The sequence below is a fragment of the Actinopolyspora alba genome, assembly GCF_900112765.1.
GTDB classification, from domain to species: domain Bacteria; phylum Actinomycetota; class Actinomycetes; order Mycobacteriales; family Pseudonocardiaceae; genus Actinopolyspora; species Actinopolyspora alba.
In genome coordinates this window covers 1-18659 of the sequence record NZ_FOMZ01000002.1, presented here as the reverse complement: position 1 = coordinate 18659, position 18659 = coordinate 1, and the positions used below count along the sequence as shown (strand labels likewise).

Annotated in this window: 20 protein-coding genes, 2 tRNA genes and 1 pseudogene; 13 read left to right on the top strand and 10 right to left on the bottom strand. The window is 67.2% G+C overall.

Annotated features, from left to right (window positions below):
* Positions 1–20 precede the first annotated feature (20 nt).
* Both BM150_RS02690 and BM150_RS02685 read left to right on the top strand, forming a co-directional pair.
* A complete protein-coding gene (locus BM150_RS02690; RefSeq protein ID WP_092923416.1) occupies positions 21–866 on the top strand; it encodes an isoprenyl transferase in 846 nt (281 codons plus the stop codon).
* Complete coding sequence (locus BM150_RS02685; protein ID WP_092923413.1) at positions 866–1315, top strand: hypothetical protein; 450 nt, start codon at positions 866–868, stop codon at positions 1313–1315. Before BM150_RS02690 ends, BM150_RS02685 begins: the two co-directional genes overlap by 1 nt.
* Positions 1316–1446: 131 nt before the next feature.
* On the opposite strand, the gene BM150_RS02680 is transcribed toward BM150_RS02685, so the two are convergent.
* Together BM150_RS02680 and BM150_RS02675 are read right to left on the bottom strand one after the other, a co-directional pair.
* Positions 1447–1863 carry a Fur family transcriptional regulator gene (locus BM150_RS02680; protein ID WP_092923410.1) on the bottom strand — a complete coding sequence of 139 codons (417 nt, stop codon included), beginning with the start codon at positions 1861–1863 and terminating at the stop codon, positions 1447–1449.
* Positions 1864–1977: 114 nt separating this feature from the next.
* The gene (locus BM150_RS02675) at positions 1978–2355 is read right to left on the bottom strand and encodes an ArsR/SmtB family transcription factor (protein ID WP_092923407.1); all 378 of its coding nucleotides are present in this window, start codon (positions 2353–2355) and stop codon (positions 1978–1980) included.
* Between the two features lie 353 nt (positions 2356–2708).
* Here BM150_RS02675 and BM150_RS02670 point away from each other — a divergent pair, with 353 nt between their 5' ends.
* The 5 genes from BM150_RS02670 to BM150_RS02650 all read left to right on the top strand — a co-directional run bounded on the left by BM150_RS02670 (position 2709) and on the right by BM150_RS02650 (position 7766).
* Complete coding sequence (locus tag BM150_RS02670) at positions 2709–4094, top strand: glycine--tRNA ligase (RefSeq protein WP_092924324.1); 1386 nt, start codon at positions 2709–2711, stop codon at positions 4092–4094.
* Positions 4095–4133: 39 nt separating this feature from the next.
* The gene (locus BM150_RS02665) at positions 4134–4799 is read left to right on the top strand and encodes a YdcF family protein (protein WP_092923404.1); all 666 of its coding nucleotides are present in this window, start codon (positions 4134–4136) and stop codon (positions 4797–4799) included.
* 82 nt (positions 4800–4881) lie between these two features.
* Complete coding sequence (locus BM150_RS02660; protein WP_092923401.1) at positions 4882–6174, top strand: deoxyguanosinetriphosphate triphosphohydrolase; 1293 nt, start codon at positions 4882–4884, stop codon at positions 6172–6174.
* 132 nt (positions 6175–6306) lie between these two features.
* Entirely contained in the window at positions 6307–6501 is a 195-nt protein-coding gene (locus BM150_RS02655; RefSeq protein ID WP_092923398.1) for a hypothetical protein, read from the top strand.
* Between the two features lie 146 nt (positions 6502–6647).
* Positions 6648–7766 carry a serpin family protein gene (locus tag BM150_RS02650; RefSeq protein ID WP_092924322.1) on the top strand — a complete coding sequence of 373 codons (1119 nt, stop codon included), beginning with the start codon at positions 6648–6650 and terminating at the stop codon, positions 7764–7766.
* Positions 7767–7814: 48 nt separating this feature from the next.
* Here BM150_RS02650 and sigJ read toward each other — a convergent pair whose 3' ends face one another.
* Positions 7815–8759, bottom strand: a complete 945-nt coding sequence (gene sigJ, locus BM150_RS02645; protein WP_245755214.1) for an RNA polymerase sigma factor SigJ — start codon at positions 8757–8759, stop codon at positions 7815–7817.
* Between the two features lie 187 nt (positions 8760–8946).
* Between sigJ and dnaG the strand changes: the two genes are divergently transcribed.
* The 6 genes from dnaG (at position 8947) to BM150_RS02615 (ending at position 13467) form a co-directional block, all read left to right on the top strand.
* On the top strand, positions 8947–10848 hold the full coding sequence (gene dnaG, locus BM150_RS02640; protein ID WP_092923392.1) for a DNA primase: 1902 nt from the start codon (positions 8947–8949) through the stop codon (positions 10846–10848).
* Positions 10845–11393, top strand: coding sequence for a hypothetical protein (locus BM150_RS02635; protein WP_092923389.1), 549 nt, complete (start codon positions 10845–10847; stop codon positions 11391–11393). Before dnaG ends, BM150_RS02635 begins: the two co-directional genes overlap by 4 nt.
* A gap of 80 nt (positions 11394–11473) precedes the next feature.
* Positions 11474–12235, top strand: a complete 762-nt coding sequence (locus BM150_RS02630; RefSeq protein WP_092924319.1) for a trans-aconitate 2-methyltransferase — start codon at positions 11474–11476, stop codon at positions 12233–12235.
* Positions 12236–12343: 108 nt separating this feature from the next.
* Positions 12344–12415, top strand: a tRNA-Asn gene (locus BM150_RS02625).
* 594 nt (positions 12416–13009) lie between these two features.
* Complete coding sequence (locus BM150_RS02620; RefSeq protein ID WP_092630587.1) at positions 13010–13222, top strand: hypothetical protein; 213 nt, start codon at positions 13010–13012, stop codon at positions 13220–13222.
* Positions 13223–13389: 167 nt separating this feature from the next.
* Positions 13390–13467: transfer RNA gene (locus BM150_RS02615), tRNA-Ile, on the top strand.
* 65 nt (positions 13468–13532) lie between these two features.
* Here the strand turns inward: BM150_RS02615 and BM150_RS02610 are convergent.
* The 7 genes and pseudogenes from BM150_RS02610 to BM150_RS02580 form a co-directional block, all read right to left on the bottom strand.
* Complete coding sequence (locus BM150_RS02610; RefSeq protein WP_175496658.1) at positions 13533–14708, bottom strand: site-specific integrase; 1176 nt, start codon at positions 14706–14708, stop codon at positions 13533–13535.
* Positions 14708–14887, bottom strand: a complete 180-nt coding sequence (locus BM150_RS02605) for a helix-turn-helix domain-containing protein (RefSeq protein WP_092923386.1) — start codon at positions 14885–14887, stop codon at positions 14708–14710. The genes BM150_RS02610 and BM150_RS02605 overlap by 1 nt, the downstream gene beginning before the upstream one ends.
* 2 nt (positions 14888–14889) lie before the next feature.
* On the bottom strand, positions 14890–16350 hold the full coding sequence (locus BM150_RS02600; protein WP_092923383.1) for a replication initiator: 1461 nt from the start codon (positions 16348–16350) through the stop codon (positions 14890–14892).
* A gap of 99 nt (positions 16351–16449) precedes the next feature.
* A complete protein-coding gene (locus BM150_RS02595) occupies positions 16450–17469 on the bottom strand; it encodes a hypothetical protein (RefSeq protein WP_092923381.1) in 1020 nt (339 codons plus the stop codon).
* An 11-nt stretch (positions 17470–17480) separates the two neighbouring features.
* Positions 17481–17666 (bottom strand): hypothetical protein, encoded by a 186-nt coding sequence (locus BM150_RS02590; protein WP_092923378.1) that lies wholly within the window; start codon positions 17664–17666, stop codon positions 17481–17483.
* Positions 17663–18220 (bottom strand): GGDEF domain-containing protein, encoded by a 558-nt coding sequence (locus BM150_RS02585; protein ID WP_175496657.1) that lies wholly within the window; start codon positions 18218–18220, stop codon positions 17663–17665. The genes BM150_RS02590 and BM150_RS02585 overlap by 4 nt, the downstream gene beginning before the upstream one ends.
* A gap of 82 nt (positions 18221–18302) precedes the next feature.
* A pseudogene (locus BM150_RS02580) lies at positions 18303–18659 on the bottom strand (FtsK/SpoIIIE domain-containing protein); the annotation flags it as partial.

The window sequence follows — 18659 nt, the reverse complement described above, 5'->3', positions numbered from 1 at the left end:
ATCACGAAGGGGACCCATCGATGCTGCGACGCCGCGGGCGGGACAGGGAAGCGCCGAACGTACGGGCGCCCGACCCGCATCCCTCCGGAGCACAACCCCCCTCACTTCCACCGGAGCTGGTGCCCAACCACGTCGCCGTGGTCATGGACGGCAACGGCAGGTGGGCCAATGAGCGCGGTCTGCCGCGCATCGAAGGGCACAAACGCGGTGAGGCGGTGGTCCTGGAACTGACGCGCGGGGCGATCCAACTGGGGGTGCGGTGGCTGTCGCTGTACGCCTTCTCCACCGAGAACTGGAAACGCAGCCCCGATGAGGTCAAGTTCCTGATGGGCTTCAACCGGGACGTGATCCACCGCAGGGTGGACGAGCTCGACGAACTCGGTGTGCGGGTGCGTTGGGCGGGTCGGCGTCCCAAGCTCTGGCGCAGTGTCGTCGACGAGCTGCGGACCGCGGAGCGGCGTACCGCCGAGAACCAGGTCATGAACCTGACGATGTGCGTCAACTACGGGGGGCGCGCGGAGATCGGTGACTCGGCGCGGGAGATCGCCAGACTCGCCGCGGCGGGCAAGATCAATCCGGACAAGGTGGACCAGCGTACGGTGGCACGCCACCTGTACCAGCCCCAGATGCCGGATGTGGATCTGTTCATCCGTCCCTCCGGGGAGCGCCGTACCTCCAACTTCATGCTCTGGCAGTCCGCCTATGCCGAGATGGTCTTTCAGGACACGCTGTTCCCGGACGTGGACCGTACTCACTTCTGGGAAGCCTGCGCCGCTTACGCGCGCCGTGATCGTCGATTCGGCGGTGCGGTGGACCGAACCGAGCTGGATTCGAGCTCGGCCGAGCCCGATGGGGAGCAACATTGATGTCGAGTGAAGCCGCCGGGACGGCCGATCTGCTGACAGTGGCCAAACGCGCGCTGGAGAACTACTACGAGGTACGGGTCGACGACGACGGCGCGCTGACCTTCCTGCACTCCGGTACGCCGTGCGCGTTGCAGGCGATGCGCCTCGCCGAGGGGCTGACCGTGCTGAGCCTGACCTGCGTAATCGCCTGGGACCTGCCCCAGGAGGACGCGATAGCCCGATGGGTGGCCGAACGCGCCGGTCAGGGCATGTTCGGCACGCTCGGTGTGGTGCGCACCGAGGGAGGAACTGATCTCACGCTGCGCTATGCGTTCCCCGCGGACGGGATGACCGAGGAGCCGTTGGCCACGTTGCTGATGCTCGTGGTTTCCGGCGGGTCGCAGCTGCGGGGGGAACTCGCCGAGGCGTTCGGCTCCGAGGTGGTGGCCGGGTTCGGCGATCCCGGCTGAGCGGGACCTCGATCCGGTGGCACAGGGAGCACGGGCCCGATCAGTGAGCTCTCCGGGGGCCGTGTGTGGCCGTTCGCGACTCCGGTCACCGCATGGCCCGCCGCGGGCGGGTGTCGCCCGCCCGGTGGAGATCAGAGTCCGCACTCGGAGCAGGTGCCGATTATCTCGACGGTGTGATCCACCTCGGAGAAGCCGTGCTCGGTGGCGATCCGTTCCGCCCAGTCCTCCACCGGGGGGTCCGCCACCTCGACCGTTCTGCCGCAGTACCGGCAGACCAGATGGTGGTGGTGGTCGGTGGAGCACTTCCGGTAGACGGCTTCCCCGGAGTCACTGCGAAGTACGTCGATCTCACCCGCGTCGGCCAGCGATTGCAGCGTGCGGTAGACGGTTGTCAGCCCGATCCCCTCGCCGCGGTTCCGCAGCTGCTCGTGCAGCTCCTGCGCGGAGCGGAAATCGTCGATCTCGCTGAGCAGACGCGACACCGCGGCCCGCTGCTTGGTGGACCGCAGACCCGGGATCGCGGCCGAGGGACGCTCGCTGGAGGTCACGCTTTCTCCGTCTTCTGCTCGGGTGTGTGTACGGGATTGCAAGTGGATTCTCGTTCTCGCGTGCCGCCCCGTTCCGGGTAGGTCGACGACCCTTCGGTCGAATCGTGTCATCGACTAGGGCGCGTTCACTGTGGAGGCGTTCTCGTCCTCCGAATCCTCTTCCGCGTGGGCTACGGCGTCCACGACTATGTGCGCCAGATGGTCGTCGACCAACCGGTAGACCACCTCGCGCCCGTTGCGGCGGCCACGCACCACACCGGCCGTTTTCAGCACCCGAAGGTGTTGGCTGATGAGTGGTTGGGCCACGCCGAGCGCGTCGACGAGCTCGTGCACACAGCGTTCGCCGGCACGCAGTTGCAGCACGATGGCGATCCGCACCGGCGCGGCCAGTGCCCGCAGCAACTCACCCGCCTCGGTAAGGGTGTCCGGGTCACCGGCGGGGACCGTGGCCGGTTCGGCTCGTTCGCCGGAGTGCTCTTCGTCGTTGCGCATGAGAGGTGATCAGCGGCACTACCACGTGATGACCGACCGTCCGCCGGTCACGGCGGTACGAGTCCTCCGAGGCACACGCGGCGCAGTGTCGTGGCCGAAGGGGTCCTTTCGTCGCCTCGTCGCGAGTTGGTCGTGGAACACCGTCCATCCTACGGGCGTCGTCCACTTCGGCGGGCGCAGCCGAGCTCGCGGGTGTCGGCACTGCGGGGTGGGGCCGCGCCGCCCTCGATGCTGCCTCGGTACGCTGGGAAACTCACCGTCGGGAATCCGCGGGACCAGCCCGGCCGATTCGTCGAGTACCGAACCGACTTCCGGCCGGAGCCCGAGCAACCAGCGACAAGCGTGGAGTGAGCGTGCCCACCGACCAGATCGAAACGATCGTGAATCTGTGCAAGCGTCGTGGCTTCGTCTACCCGAGCGGCGAAATTTACGGCGGTACCCGGTCGGCATGGGATTACGGGCCGCTCGGGGTGGAGCTCAAGGACAACATCAAGCGCCAGTGGTGGCGCAGCATGGTGCAGGGGCGGGACGACGTCGTCGGCCTGGACTCCTCGGTCATCCTGCCGCGTGAGGTCTGGGAAGCGTCCGGGCACGTGCAGGAGTTCGTGGATCCGTTGGTCGAGTGCACCGCCTGTCACCACCGGCACCGTTCCGACCAGCTCGCCGAGGAGTACGCCGAGCGCACCGGCAAGGACGTCGACGACAGCGACCTCTCCGAGGTGCCCTGCCCGAACTGCGGGAACCGCGGCCAGTTCACCGAGCCGAAGATGTTCAACGGCCTGCTCAAGACCTTCCTGGGGCCTGTCGACTCGGAGGAGGGGCTGCACTACCTGCGCCCGGAGACGGCTCAGGGCATCTTCGTCAACTTCCTGAACGTGATGACCACGGCGCGCAAGAAACCACCGTTCGGGATCGGCCAGGTCGGCAAGTCGTTCCGCAACGAGGTGACCCCCGGAAACTTCATCTTCCGCACCCGCGAGTTCGAGCAGATGGAGATGGAGTTCTTCGTCGAGCCGGGTGAGGACGAGTCCTGGCACGAGTACTGGATCTCCAACCGCACCGAGTGGTACACCGGGCTCGGCATCGATCCGAACAACATCCGCCATTACGAGCACCCCAAGGAAAAGCTCTCGCACTACTCCAAGCGGACCGTCGACATCGAGTACCGCTTCGGCTTCAGCGGCAGCGAGTGGGGTGAGCTGGAGGGCATCGCGAACCGGACGGACTTCGACCTGACCACCCACTCCAACCACTCCGGGGTGGACCTGTCGTACTTCGACCAGACCAGCAACTCCCGCTACCGTCCCTACGTGATCGAACCCGCGGCCGGGCTCGGCAGGCCGATGATGGCCTTCCTGGTCGACGCCTACCGCGAGGACGAGGCCCCCAACGCCAAGGGCGGGGTGGACAAGCGCGTCGTGCTCAAGCTCGACCGCAGGCTGGCGCCGATCAAGGTCGCGGTGCTGCCGCTGTCGCGGAACGCCGACCTCTCCCCGAAGGCGCGGGACGTCGCGGCCACGCTGCGCCGCAACTGGAACATCGACTTCGACGACGCGGGCGCCATCGGAAGGCGCTATCGCAGGCACGACGAGATCGGTACCCCGTTCTGCGTCACGGTCGACTTCGACTCGCTGTCCGACCACGCGGTGACGGTGCGCGAACGCGACACGATGGAGCAGGAGCGGGTGGCCATCGACAAGCTGGAGGCGTATCTGGCGGCTCGCCTGGTCGGCTGCTGATCCCGGGGCTCGCGCGTCGTCGGTGGCGGATCTGCAACGATGCGTGACGTGACCCATCACCCCGAAACCGGTCAGGCACGGCGCCGTGGGCGCATCACCGTCTGGATAGGCCGAGCAGTCCTCGGTGCGCTGCTGGTCGCCTCGCTGGTGCTCGGTGGTACCGCTTTCCGGGTCTGGCAGGTAGCGCTCGTCGATCACCGGCGCAGCGCCGACATGATCGTGGTTCTCGGGGCCGCGCAGTACAACGGGGACCCCTCCCCGGTGTTGCGCGGCAGGCTGGAGCACGCGCTGGAGCTCTACCGGAGTGGGCTCTCCGAGCACATCGTCACTGTCGGCGGTAACCAGGCCGGTGACAACTACACGGAGGCCCAGGCGGGCAGCATGTGGTTGATCGAGCAAGGGGTGCCGCCGGGAGCCGTGGTGGAGGCCGAGGTCGGCAGTGACACGCTGCGCAGCATCCGTGCCGTCTCCGAGGTCGCCGAGCGCCGCGACTGGGACTCGGCGCTGATCGTCAGCGACCCCTGGCACTCCTGGCGGTGCCGGACCATGGCCGAGGACCAGGGGTTGCGGGCCATGGTCTCGCCGACCAGGAGCGGCCCGACCGAGGACGTGCGGACCGCCTACATCCTGCGCGAGGCGGCCGCGATGCTGTTCTACCGCGTCATGCACGCCTCGGCGGACGTCACCGGATACGGACTCGGCTAGCGGTAGGAGTCTCATAGACTCACCGCCGACGCGCTGACTCGTTCGCGGCGTGTTGTCGGACCCGTTCCGTAGGCTGTGGTCGATGTCCGCACTCCGGCCGCCGGGTTACACCGAGCACGACTCACAGCGGCTGGTCGACGAGTCCCCCAAGGTCTCCGAGTCGGCCGGTGGGGAACCGCTGCCGCGTGCGCCCTTCGCGCGCGATCGTGCGCGCGTGCTGCACTCGGCCGCGTTGCGTCGTCTCGCGGGCAAGACTCAGGTGATGGGGCCCGGTGAGGGTGATGTCCCCAGGACGAGGCTCACCCATTCCCTGGAGGTCGCACAGATCGGTCGAGCCATCGCGGTGGAGCTGGGAACCGATCCCGACGTGGTGGACACCGCCGGCCTGGCCCACGACATCGGTCATCCGCCGTTCGGGCACAACGGGGAAGACGCGCTCGCGGAGCTCGCGGCGGACTGCGGTGGTTTCGAGGGCAACGCGCAGACGTTGCGGATCCTGACCAGGCTCGAACCCAAACTGGTGGGGCCGGACGGTACCGAGTGCGGTCTCAACCTCACCCGTGCCTGCCTGGACGCCGCCACGAAGTACCCGTGGCCGCTGTCGCACGACGGGTACGGCAAGTTCGGGGTCTACGAGTCGGACTCGACCGTGTTCCGGTGGCTGCGGCAGGGAGCGCCTTCCCGGACGCGTTGTCTGGAGGCCCAGATCATGGACTGGGCCGACGACGTCGCCTATTCGGTGCACGACTTGGAGGACGGGGTGCACACCGGGCGGATCGCACCGCGGGCTCTGTTGGATCCCGAGGAGCGTGGGGAGATCCTGCGTATCGCGGGCAAGTACTTCCGTGGGCAGCGACCGCTGGACACCGGATCGTTGGAGGCGGCGGCTCTCGAGCTGGTGGCGAACCCCGCTCTCGCGGCCGTGCTCGACTACGACGGTTCGGTCACCGCGCAGGTGGCGCTCAAGCGGCTGACCAGTGAACTGGTGGGGCGGTTCGTCGCCGCGGCGGTACGAGCCACCAGGTCGGAGTTCGGGACCGGTCCGCTGACGCGTTACGCGGCCGATCTGGTGGTGCCGGAAGAGGTGGCCGCCGAGGTGGCGGTACTCAAGGCCACGGCGCTGCGCTACGTCATGAGCGACCCGGAGCGGTTGCGGCTGCAGGAGTCGCAGCGTCGGATCCTCACCGAGTTGGTCAACGTGCTGGCGCGGGCCGCTCCCGCCTCGTTGACTCCGGCGGCGCGGGTCGCCTGGCAGGCCGCCGCCGACGACTGCGGGCGACTGCGTGCCTTGCTCGATCAGGTGGCGTCGTTCACCGACGCCCAAGCGGTGTCCTGGCATGCACACTGGGTGACTAAAACCGGCTATTCAGTGTGACCTATGTCAGACAAGGCAGCGTAAAACGCATCTGTTGGTGCAATCTAATACGCAGCGTGATTTTCACTGGTCATGATTCCAACTTTCGTGTGAAAATCTGCGGCAGTCCCCGATAAGCCGCCAGGAGCCCCGATGTCCAACGACGTGAACCGGCATCACATCCAGAAGGTCGTCGTCGACGGCGAGCCCTACATCAACTCGGACAATGTCGCCGACTGGGTGACGGACCTGCGCTGGCAGGATCCCGCCGCCGAGCGCGCGGCCGGCTACATCGCCCAGGAGCTCCGCCTGATGGGGCTGGCCGACATCGAGGAGACACTGGGGTAGTCACCTCCCGCGATCTCCTCGCCGCTTCGGCCGCCCGACGGCCGGGCTCGGCGGAATCCCTCCGAAAGTTCGCCCGGTACGGCCTCTCACTGGCAGACTCGCCTCCGGTAAACGCCTCGCGAGACCGATCGGAGTACCGCGTCGTGGTGAACACCGAGTTGCGATTCCTGTGGTGGCTGCACCGGCGGCTAGCCCCCGACCCCCGTGAGAACCACTGCTGGTCCCCGTACTCGGTGACGACGGCACTGGGGCTGCTCGCTGAGATCACGCGGGGACAGACCCGCGCCGAGGTCGTCGAAGCCCTGGGAACGGACCCGGCCGAGCCGGAGTTCGTCGAATCGCTGAACGCGGCAGCGCGTCCCGAGGCCGAATCCCGGGACAGCGCCGAATCCCGCGACAGCGTCGCCCTCGCGGTCGCCAACCGGCTGTGGACCGACGAGCGGCTACCACTCGAAACGGACTCCCCGGCGGCGCTCGAACAGCGGTTCGGCGCGGGGATTCGCACCGCCCCGTTCCGGGACGCCCCGGAACGGGCACGGGAGCGGATCAACCAGGACGTGGCTGACGTGACCCGGCAGTTGATTCCCGACCTGGTCAAACCGGGAGCGGTGAACTCGGACACGGTCGCGGCGCTGGTCAACGCGCTGTACCTGACGGCGCCGTGGCAGGAGGTCTTCGATCCGAACGAGACCAGGTCCGGTTCGTTCCTTGCTCCGGCAGGGGAACAACCGGTCTCACTCATGCGTGTGAGCGCTCGGCTCGGCTACGCCCATCATTACGGTTGGCAGGTCGTTCGGACGGGACTGGCGGGGGGCTTCGACGCGTTCGTGCTGTTGCCCGACGCGGAGCTGGCCACCGCGGAACCGGCGCTCGACCACGACACGCTGCTCCGGTTGCTCGAAGCGGTCGAGGAGCGTCCGGTCGAACTCCGGTTGCCGCGCTTCGCCGTGTCCGGTTCCGGCGAGCTGGACGAGCCGTTGGCGGCCTTGGGCGTGCGCCGGGCGTTCACGCCCGCCGCGGACTTCGCGCCCCTGACCCCGCGGCCGCTGCGGATATCCACCGCGCTGCACGAGGCCGTGCTGCGGGTCGACGAGCACGGTGTGGAAGGAGCGGCAGCCACCGCGGTGATGATGCGGTTGACCTCGTTGTTCGACGATCCCGTGCGAGTACGGGTGGATCGGCCGTTCCTGTTCCTGCTCCGTCACCGGCAGAGCGGGTTCGTTCACTTCCTGGCAAGGATCACCGACCCCGGCGGGACTCACTGATCCCGGCGGGACTCGCTCATCCGGCCGGTTTCGACCGCCGACAGCGGCTCAGCCGTAGGGGGTCGAGCACGAGATCCTGGTCAGTTTGTCCGGGTTGACGATGTCGTGGATCTCCGCGACGCACCCGTCGCGTACCGCGAACCCCACCACGCGCACCGCCGCCGAATCGCGCGAGACGTTCCCGCTCGAGGTCCCGGGAAGCAGCAATCCCGGGTCCCCGTTGACCAGTACCGATCGAACGTTCGACGGGGTGGGGGACGGGTACTTGCGCATCAGGCTGAGCAGGAAACGGGTTACCTTGTCCCGCCCGTGGACCGGTCGTAACGCGGTGCGGGCCTTGCCGTCGCTGTCGCCGTGCACGCTCACGTGCGGGTGAAGCAACCGTGCCAGCCGCCACTCGTCCCCCGCCGCGAGCGCGGCGAGCATCGCCTCGACGAGTTCGTGCTGTTCGGTGGCGGGCACGCGGCGGGGTGGCCGTGCCTCGTTCATGACTCGCCGTGCGCGGGAGGCGTACTGTCCGGCGGTCGTGGCCGTGCAGCCGAGCATTCCGGCTATCTCCTCGAACGGCACCGCGAAGTTCTCGTGCAGCACCAGTGCGATCCGTTGTTCCGGAGTGAGTTGCTGCAGTACCCGCAACGCCGCCATGCGCACGTCCTCGGCGTGGGTGATCCGCTCCAGCGGGTCCGTGGTTCGTGCCGGTACTTCCAGCGTGACTATCGGTTCGGGCAGCCACGGGCCGACGTAGTGCTCCCGGCGCGTCGCCCCCGACAGCGCACGGTCCACCGACAGTCTCCCCACCGCGCCGCTCAGCCCGTCGTTCGGGCAGTGACCGGGCGAGTCCGCCACGTCTCCGGTTCCGGCGAACCGCACGCGCGCCTGCCGCAGCACCGCCTCCGCGTCGGTGATGCTGCCGGTGAGTCGATAGGCGAGACCGAGCAGCCGCGTGTGCCGACTGCCCGACTCCGCCGTGAAAGTTTCCTCCACCGATCGCACACCGCGATTGTGCCCGAACAATCCGCTGTTGCCCTGCTGAGAAACCTTTTCGGCTGTGCGCCGTGCCGCCGAGGCCGACCGGGGTGCGTGCGGTACCCGACGGTTCGGGCCGCTGTCGAACGTCGCATCACCCCGGTGCGACGCGACCGTCACCGCTCCCGTGAGCGCGTGCATCTAGACTGGGCTCGTGGCGGGACGAATCCGGGAAAGCGACATCGCCGAAGTACGCGAGAGCAACCGGATCGACGATGTCGTCGGTGAGTACGTCGCGTTGCGCCGTTCCGGTGGGGACGCGTTCAAGGGGCTGTGCCCGTTCCACGACGAGAAGACCCCATCCTTCAACGTGCGCGCCAATCACGGGACCTTTCACTGCTTCGGATGCGGTGAGGGCGGTGACGTCATCGCCTTCCTGATGAAGACCGAACACCTCGGTTTCGTCGAGGCGGTGGAGCGGCTCGCGGACCGTTCCGGTGTAAGACTGCGCTACGAGGACGGCAACCCGACGAGTCGTCGCGAACCCGGCACCAGAGCCCGGCTCGTGGAGGCCAACCGGCTCGCGGCCGCGTTCTACGCCGAGCGGCTGCGCTCCGAGGAGGCGCGCCAGGCCCGCGAGTTCCTCACCGAACGGGGGTTCGGGGAGGAGGCGGCCACCAGATTCGGCTGCGGCTTCGCCCCGAGCGGCTGGGACCGGTTGACCAAGTACCTGCTCAACCAGGGATTCGAGGCCGAGGAGCTCTACAAGGCGGGGCTGTCCAGGGAAGGCAGGCACGGCCCCATGGATCGGTTCCACCGCCGGTTGCTCTGGCCGTTGAAGGATCTCGGTGGCGATGTGGTCGGTTTCGGGGCACGGCGGATCTTCGACGACGATCCGATCGAGGCCAAGTACATCAACACCCCGGCCACCCCGATCTTCAACAAGTCACAGGTGCTGTTCGGCATCGACCTCGCGAAACGCGAGATAGCCAAGCGCCACCAGACCGTGGTGGTGGAGGGCTACACGGACGTGATGGCGATGCACCTCGCCGGTGTCCCCACGGCGGTCGCCTCCTGCGGCACCGCCTTCGGTGACGAGCACATCTCCGTGCTGCGTCGGCTGATGATGGACGACGACACCTTTCGCGGGGAGGTCATCTACACCTTCGACGGTGACGAGGCGGGACAGAACGCGGCGCTGAAGGCGTTCGACGGCGAGCAGCGGTTCGCCGCGCAGACCTATGTCGCCATCACACCGGGAGGGGACGACCCCTGCGAGTTGCGACAGCGCAGCGGGGACGCCGCGGTGCGTGATCTGGTCGCGCGGCGACGTCCGCTCTTCGAGTTCGCCATCCGCAGCCTGCTCGACGGCTACGACCTCGACTCGGTGGACGGCCGGGTCGCCGCGCTCCGGCGCACCGTACCGCTGGTGGCGCGTATCAAGGATCCCGCGAGCAGGGACGGCTACGCCGTGCAGCTCTCCGGCTGGACCGGTTGGAACGACGAGAACCAGGTGGTACGCCGGGTGCGGGAGTACTCCGGCGAGACCGCGAACGGGAACCGTCGGGGAAAGAAGCAGCGGCGTGCCGACCCCGACTCGGAACCGGCCGGGGAGCGGTTGCCGGAACGTCCCCCACGGCACGATCAGCTGCGCTGGTCGCAGCGGGAGGCGCTGAAGGCCGCGCTGCAGATGCCCGCCCTGGCGGGGCCGGTGTACGACTCGCTGCCGGAAGAGGCATTCACCGAGTCCGGCTATGCGAAGCTGCACACCGCACTGCTCAAGGCGGGCGGCACCCAGTCGGGGCTGTCCGGCTCTACCCTGATGGAAGCGGTGCGGACGCAGTGCCCCGACGAGGGATCCACCAGGCTGCTCTCCCAACTCGCGGTGGAGACGCCGGACACCAAGTCCGAGCAGGACCACCGCTACGTAGGTGGGGTGCTCGCCAGGCTCCGCGAGCGGATGGTGGCCCGCCAGATCGACGAGATCAAGTCGCGGGTCCAGCGGTTGTCGCCGCTGGAGAACGCCGAGGAGTACCACGCGCTGTTCGGTGACCTGGTGGCGCTGGAGCAGTATCACAGATCGTTGCAGCAACAGGCCGCGGACGGTGTCGTATGACTTCGTTGCTCAGACGTGTGCGTGCGCTGTTGACCGGTGCGCACGAATTGCCCACGGGGTTCGACGGTGAGTTGGAGGGCGAGGAGCGTGTGCTGGCCACCGCGACCGGCACGCACGGGCCGCTGGTGGCCACCAACCACGGGCTGTGGCTACCGGAGGAGTCCGGTGCGCGTCGGGTCGGCTGGCACCTGCTGAGCCATGTGCGCTGGCAGAACGGGGTTATCGGGATCGTCGAGGCCGACGAGTGGCAGTGGGTCGACGGCGCGGTGCTCCTCCGGGACCGACCTCGTCGTGATTTCCGACTGAACGCCGCCGGCAAGCTGCCGGACGTGGTGCACAGCAGGGTGACGCGCTCCATCCGATCCACCCAGTACCGCGAACTCCCCGACGTGGGCGGGGCACGGTTCGTGCGTCGCGGTGTTCCCGGGCGGGACGGCACGGTACTGCAGGTCAGGGCCGATCCTGGGGCGGACGAGGCCGCCCTGGTCGAGTACGCGCGGGAAGTGGCACGCCGGTTGGAGAGCCTGGCCGAAAGCGGCGAGTGAGTCCGCCGTTCGGCGTTTCGCGGCTCGACGCGAGTGGATACGGTACGTTCGTACCGTTCACTTCTCGGTTGGAGCCGCGAATGTGGGACCCGGGAACGTATCTGGCTTTCGCCGAGCAGCGTGAGCGACCGATGCGCGATCTGCTCGCCAGAATGCGCGCCACCTCGGCGCGGCGCGTGGTCGATCTGGGGTGTGGTGCGGGAAACCTCACACCGTTGCTGACCGAGCGCTGGCCCCGCGCCGAAGTGGAGGCCCTGGACTCCTCGCCCGAGATGGTCGCCGCCGCCGTGCGGTCCGGAGTCCCCGCAGAGATCGCCGACGTCCGGGAGTGGATGCCGAGATCCGATACCGATGTGGTCGTCTGCAACGCGGTGTTGCAATGGATTCCGGGCCATCTCGAACTGGTCGGGAAGTGGCTGTCCCGACTCCCACCGGGAGCCTGCTTCGGGATGCAGCTTCCCGGTAACTTCGCCGCTCCGGCGCACCGGATCTGCTACCAGCTCGTCGAGGAACCGGAGTGGCGGTCCGAGCTCGGGGAGGTTCCGCGCGATCCGAACCGGGTATCCGAACCCGTCGAATACGCGGAGGCGTTGGCCGAGCTCGACGTGGAGATCGATGCCTGGGAAACGACCTACGTGCATCGGCTCCACGGCGAGGAGCCCGTCCTGGCCTGGCTGTCCGGAACCGCGCTGCGCCCGATCCGTGCCCTGCTCGACGACCACCGTTGGCGGCGTTTCACTGCGGAACTCGCCCCACGGCTGCGGGAGGCATACCCGCCCCGCGCGGACGGATCCACCTGGTTGCCCTTTCGGCGGATCTTCCTGGTCGCTCACCGAAATTGAGCTTCTGGCCAGGTGTTTCCGCACAAGGGGGAGGGGGTGTTCGAAGGCTTCGCGGTATGCGCTAGAGTTGTCGTTGTCAGCGCGGCGGCGTTGCGGAAAACAAAACATTCCTCCGTAGCTCAATGGCAGAGCATTCGGCTGTTAACCGAAAGGTTGCTGGTTCGAGTCCAGCCGGGGGAGCAGGTAAAGCCCGATCCGTTCACCGGATTCGGGCTTTTTTCGTCGGTTGTCCCGGATGTTGCCGCGCATCGCGTCGAATGTGTGTCGCGACACATTATGGTTGGAGTGGGAGTCCGTTCGGAATGCTGTCGTGAATCACCCGTTCGATCTTCTCGATAGTTCCGATCACGCACGTTACGATGGCAGCGGATACCGGCAGCCGAAGTCCGATGTTCGTCGAGTGCGCCATCGAGCCGCTTCGCCGTGTCCGGTGGAGCCACGTTGGGTCCGGTGGAGTCGCGTGGCGTCCTGGCGCGTGGTGTCCCTGAACGGCCAAGGCCGACATTTCACCTGAAGGTGTGGTTTGGTGTCGGCGAGGTCAGGCTCCGGTAACGATCCATGCTCCGTTGGCGATCATCGGAGTGTACGGAAGACGCCGTACTCCATGTTTGTGCAGCTCAAGGCTTGATCGTGCGATCATGGCCGATTTTCGGCCCTCGGTAGGCTGAAAGCGCGATCGAATTCGTTGCCGCTGATACACAACGCGGTTCCGCCGCTCTTCGTCCCCGGGACGGCGGAATATGACAGGGGATCGCAGAGGACGGGGGAGATATCATGTCCGCACCTGGTATCGGTAAGAACCCTAGGCAGCTGTCCATGCCGGATCTTTCGGCTGTGACGCGGCTGCCCAAACCATTGAAGGCGATGGTTTACCTGGTCATGCTCGCGGTGCTGACCGTCGCTGGAGTCGGGGCGCTGCTGGCCAGCATCGTCATCGTCGGCCAGCTGACCGGATCATTCGACATCGCGACCTTCATCGCTCGCTGAGAACGGGCTCGCTGCGAACGGGCTCGCTGCGAGCGGACCAGTGTTCGACAACGCCGGGTCGGTGCACCGCCGTGGTGCGCCGACCCTTTTCGTCCCGGTGGTACCGTCCGGCCGACCCGGCGGTCATACTGGAGGACGTGGCCGGTATGATCGGCAACGTCTGTAACGGGGCGGTAGCTCAGCAGGTCAGAGCAGCGAACTCATAATTCGTCTTGTCGTGGGTTCAAGTCCCACCCGTCCCACCAAAACAGCAGCACAGCGAGGGTGTGGGGAAACCGTACCAAGATCTTCCCCACACTTTTGCCACACTTTACTGCTCGAACCACGTAACCTTGTTCAACGCCTCGGCAGCCTCGCGGCTCGTGACCTTACGGCCCATGTACACATCCTGTGTCGTCGAAACCTTCGAGTGCCCGAGCTGATCGGCGATCTGCCGAGCACTCAATCCGGCGTCATCCAGGATTGTCGCGACCGAGCGCCGGAACGTCCGGAAAGTCACCCAAGGGTATCCGGCACGCTCGCGGAACTCCCGCCAGCGAGCCCCGGTATTGTGCTTGTCGCGGAGGCCGCCTTCCGTGTTGGGGAAGACCGGCCCCGCTACCTCACTCTCGGGTACCCCGAATCGCTCAGCGAGCATGACAAGTCGACTCTTCAACATGGTGATCAACCACTCCGGCAACGGTAGCGAGCGTTCCGATACCTCGGTCTTGCCCTGGTTGATCATGTTGCCGGTTCCGCGAGCTCGGATCAGGTTGCCCGCCCAAGTGACCGTCCCTTGGTCGAGGTCCAGGTGGTGCCAGTGCACCGCGAGAGCTTCACCTGTCCGAAACCCGGTGCCCGCGTACCACCGGGCCAAGTCCGGTAAGTCATGCCGGATCGCTCGCTCGTCTTGATCAAGCTTGTCCAGTAGGTCTTGCATTTCGGAAGGCTCCAGGGCTCGAGAAGGCTTCTTGCGGCCTTCGAGGGGAGCCATTTCCCGAGTCGGGTTCGCGGACAAGACTTTGTGCCGAACGGCGAGGGAACACACTCCGGAAACGATGTTGCGCACCGTTCGGGCCGAGTCCACGCTCTGATTCGTCCGCACCGTCTGGCATAACTGTTCGACCCGCAATGTTGTGATCTCGCGCATCCGTAGTTCACCGAGAGCGGGCAATACCAACGACTCCAGTCGCTGCCGGTAGGTGTCCAGCGTCGTTGGGGAGCGGCTACCAGACTCCACAGCTCGCTCGACCTCACTCAGCCACCAGGAGGCCAATTCACGGAACCGACTGTTACCGGAAAATTCCGACTGTCCCGCAGGGGTTTGCCGGTCTCGAAGCTCCGCCTTCAGATTCCGCTCAGCCTTCCCTTTTGTGCTGCCCGTTCGTTCCACCGTGCGAGTGACCCCGTCGAAGTCACGGTACTTCGCCACAGCACGCCAACCGGAGGAAGTCCGGTAGCACCGGATCTTTCCGTGCGTCCCCAACGGCAGCGGTGGTCGTGGCATTAGCTGACCTCCGTGGCTTGGGCGTCGAACCAGGCTTCGACGTCGTCGGGTTTGAATCGCAGGTGTTTGCCGAGCCTGCGTCCGGGGGGTCCGCTGCCGCGGCTGCGCCATTGGTAGATGGTGTTGGTGGGTACGCCGAGGTAGTCGGCCACGTCGGCCGGGGTCCAAAGGTTGCGCATGGCTAGCTCCGTTTCTCGTGTTCGTAGCGTTGTTTGCGGTCGTGGCGGATCTGCTGGGCGAGGGCTTCGGCCAGTTCGGTTTCCTCAGGCGAGTCGTGACCCACGTGGGTCATGGCCCAGTGGTTGACCACGGTGATGTCGTCCTCGTCCACGCCGAGCTCGTCGAGCACCTGGTCGTGCCGGTACTGGCGCCGGTCATCACGGATGCGCTGGAACGTTGTGCTGTAGTGCTTGGACTTGGACAGGAAGTGCCCGCGGAAGGCGAGCATGTGGGCCCAGCGGCGCAGGTTGAGATGTTCCAGCGGCCCGGCGAGGGATCCGCTTCCGCCGCAGGTGCCGCAGGTGGCCCGCTGTTGGCAGGGGCAGCCGTCGGGGGTGTGCTCGCCGTGCGGATGGCAGTCCGCACAGCGTTGGGGTGCCCCGAGGTCCCAGGCGGTTTGGATGATCCGCCGGTGGTGCGGGTTGATGTCGAGTAGGTCGAGGTGGCCTTGGGACCGGATGGGTTTGTCCACGGCCTCGCTGGTGGAGGTGCCTTTGGTGGCGTATTTGGCCACGTAGGACGCGAGCCGGTCGTCGGTGATCTCGCCGTGCTCGTTTTCGACCTGGGAGGCGTTGCCCGCCTTAATGGGGCGCACGTCGATCTGCTCACCCCACCTGAGGACGTGCGGGTTGCCGTCCCGGTCGCACGCGGTGACTGAGACCGCTCGGGACGCTGTGCGAACAGCGTGGTCGAGGAGCTCGCTAGTAGCCCAGGCCGGGGGTGGGTCGGCCGGTCCCGCGGGGCCGTCGAGGCGGATCACGGCGTGGAAGTGGATGATGCCGCGCCGTTGGTATTCGGCGACTTTGGCATACGACAGGCGGACGTGGTCGCCGATCTCGCGGACCCGCAGCCCGACCAGCCCGGCGAGGTGACGTAGGAGGTAAGTGCGAAACCGGCTCCACAACACCCCGGCGTGGGCTTGCCAGAGGACGTGGCCGGTGTAGTCGTACGAGTCGGGGTCGAGGGGCTGTCCGCGTGCCGGATCGTGCTCGTGATGAAACGACCCGCACCCGCACGGCATGGTTTTACCGGTCTTGGGGCTCACGCGTCGGTTGTGGACGGGTCCGAAGCTCGGTGCGGTGAGGGTGACAAACAGCCGGGGTGCCTCGGCCACGGTTTCGGGAACGTCCTTACTGCCGCCGGACAGGCCCGCGCGGAGCAGGTGGAACGCGTCGGCGGCGTAGCGGTCGGAGCAGGCCGGGCAGACGGCCTCGCGTCGGTTGCCGCAGGGGCTCATGACCGCGCCGGTGCGGGAGGCCAGCTCCGCCCCGCTGTGAGCGTGATGGATGGCCCACCGGCCGGACAGGTGCACCGGGCGGGTGCAGCCGGCCACCGAGCGGACCTTGGCCTTCCACGTGTCGAAGTCGGTGGCCTGTATCCGGCGCGTGAGCCGATCCACCGTGGGGTCAACCGCAAGAACCATACTTGCCCTTTCCCTACAGAGAGCACGAAAAAAGGGCGGAAACCCCAGGGCAGCAAGGCCACAACGGGGGTTTCCGCCGAGAAGTGAGCAGTCGGACGATCAGGACACGGGGTGCCCGTTGGTGTCCGGTACCGCGAGTTCGGCGACGAGCGTGGTCGCCAGGGTGTCGGGAAGCCGCACGATGTCCTGCACATCCGCAGCGGTGAGGGACCGGCCTTCGGTGCGGTAGGCGTGCTCGCGGGCCTCGGACAGCTTGTCCACCACGTGCTCGGGCAGCCGCATCGAGGAGGGCCGCACCCGCCCCAACACCGCCGAGTCGCCAGCGGCCGGTTCGGGCTCGCCGGAGACCTCCGAGGGGTCCGTGTGCTCCCTGGTGTCCGCACCGGAATCGAGCGAAGAAGCCGCGGACTGGACCGGCTCCGTTTCGGACTCGGTAGGAGCGGGAGGGGCCAGCATCGGTTCCGCCTCGATCGGTGCGGGAGCGGAGGGCTCCGGTTCCGGTGGTTTCGGGGGAGGCTCGGCCGGTGTGGTCTCGGTCGGGGTGTGCTGGTCGGCGGTCTCGTAGCTGGCGAGGATGACCGCGCGGGAGCGGGCTTGGATGATGGGGATGACTTCGGCCAGGCCGTAGACGATGACGGGGATGATGGCGTGCACGGCCAGCGATCCCAGGTTGACCGAGCCCGCCCCGAGCAGGGGTGCGAGTTGGGGCACGACGTTCATGAACAGCGTCGACCCGAGCAGCACGTGCTTGATCCGGGACCACCAGGCCGCCTCCGGAGCGATGCCGTGGGCGAGGATGGTGGCCTCGAAGTTCAGCAGCACGATCAGCAGTCCCGCGAACATGGGTTCCACGGTCCAGGCGGCCCACCACATCGGGTCACCGATCGCGCGGTTTCCGGCGAGGAAGTCGTGGACCCCGGTGGTGGTAAACACCAGCCCGGTAGCCAGGAAGACCCACAGCCCGGCCACGGTGCGACGCCGCGAGGTTTCCATCCGCACCGCCACCAAATCCGGATCCCGCACCAACGACCGCAGATGTCGGGATTCGGCGATACGCCGCTCCAGATCACTGACCCTGCGCGTACGCCCCGACTCGGAATCGAAGTCAGATTTCGCCACGACTGGCCTCCCTATTCGCTGTCGCCGGGTGAGAACAGGGCCAGCACCCCGCGCACCAGCAGCACCAGCACCAGGCCGAGGCCGATGGACCAGGCGGGACCGGCCAGGGCCCACAGCAGCGCCAGCACAGCGAGGACGAGCAGGGTGGCCGCCAGGAGTCCGAGGAGGCTACGGCCGGTGAGGTGGAACAGGATCATGACGTGACCGCCTTTCGTGCGGGTTTGGTGGCATACATCCGTTGGTCGGCCAGGGCGAGCAGGTCGGACAGTGACCCGTCTTCGGTGGTGGCCGCGCCGACCGAGAGGGACAGGTGGATGGTGTGTCCGGCGATGGGCCGTGGTCCGTGGATGGTTCGGCGGATCTGTTCCGCTCGTGTTTCGGTGATCTCGCCCGCGTCGGGTCGTGTGAGGAGGACGGCCAGTTCGTCGCCGTGTAGCCGCACCGGTAATTCACCGGAGTGGGTGCAGTCTGCGAGTTCGGCCGCGATCTGGCCGAGCACTTGGTCGCCGACGCGGTGCCCGTGGGTGTCGTTGACCTGTTTGAACCGGTCCACGTCGAGCAGCAGCAGCCCGAGCGGAGTGCCCGTGCGGCGGCGTAACCACCGGGTGCGGTGGAAGGTGCGGTGCATTCGGGCGCGGTTGGCCAGCCCGGTCAGCGGGTCGGTGTGTAACCGGCGCCACAGCCGGTGCGCCCACAGGCCGCAGCCGGTGGTGGACAGGGTGGTTGCGCCCAGGGCGAGTTCTGCCAACATGAAACCTGCCTCCATGGGTGAGGTAGGCCCCGCTCCTGAAACTCTTGCCGGAGGGAGGAGCGGGGCCGCTTACGTGTTCGGGTCACGCCGCGTCGAAGTCGTCGTCGTCTTCGCCGTCGTCGATGACTTCGATGTGTTCGATGTCGTCGGTCTCGCCGGACTCGCCGCCGGTGTCCGGAGAGTCCGCGGACTCGGTGCCGTCGTCCCTGTTGGGGAAGTCGAGGACGGTGGCGTCGTGGCTGGTGGCGAACCGGACCAGTTCGGTGATGTCGTCATCGCTGGTGTAGGCCGCCCGCACCCGCAGGGGTTCGCGGGAGCCCTCGGTTTTGACGTAGGCCACGCCGGGCATGTAGTCGGGGATCTGATCGGCGAACGCGCCCCGCTCGCGCACCCCTTCACCCAAGGCCATGTCCACGTAGGAGGCCTCTTCCAGCCGCAG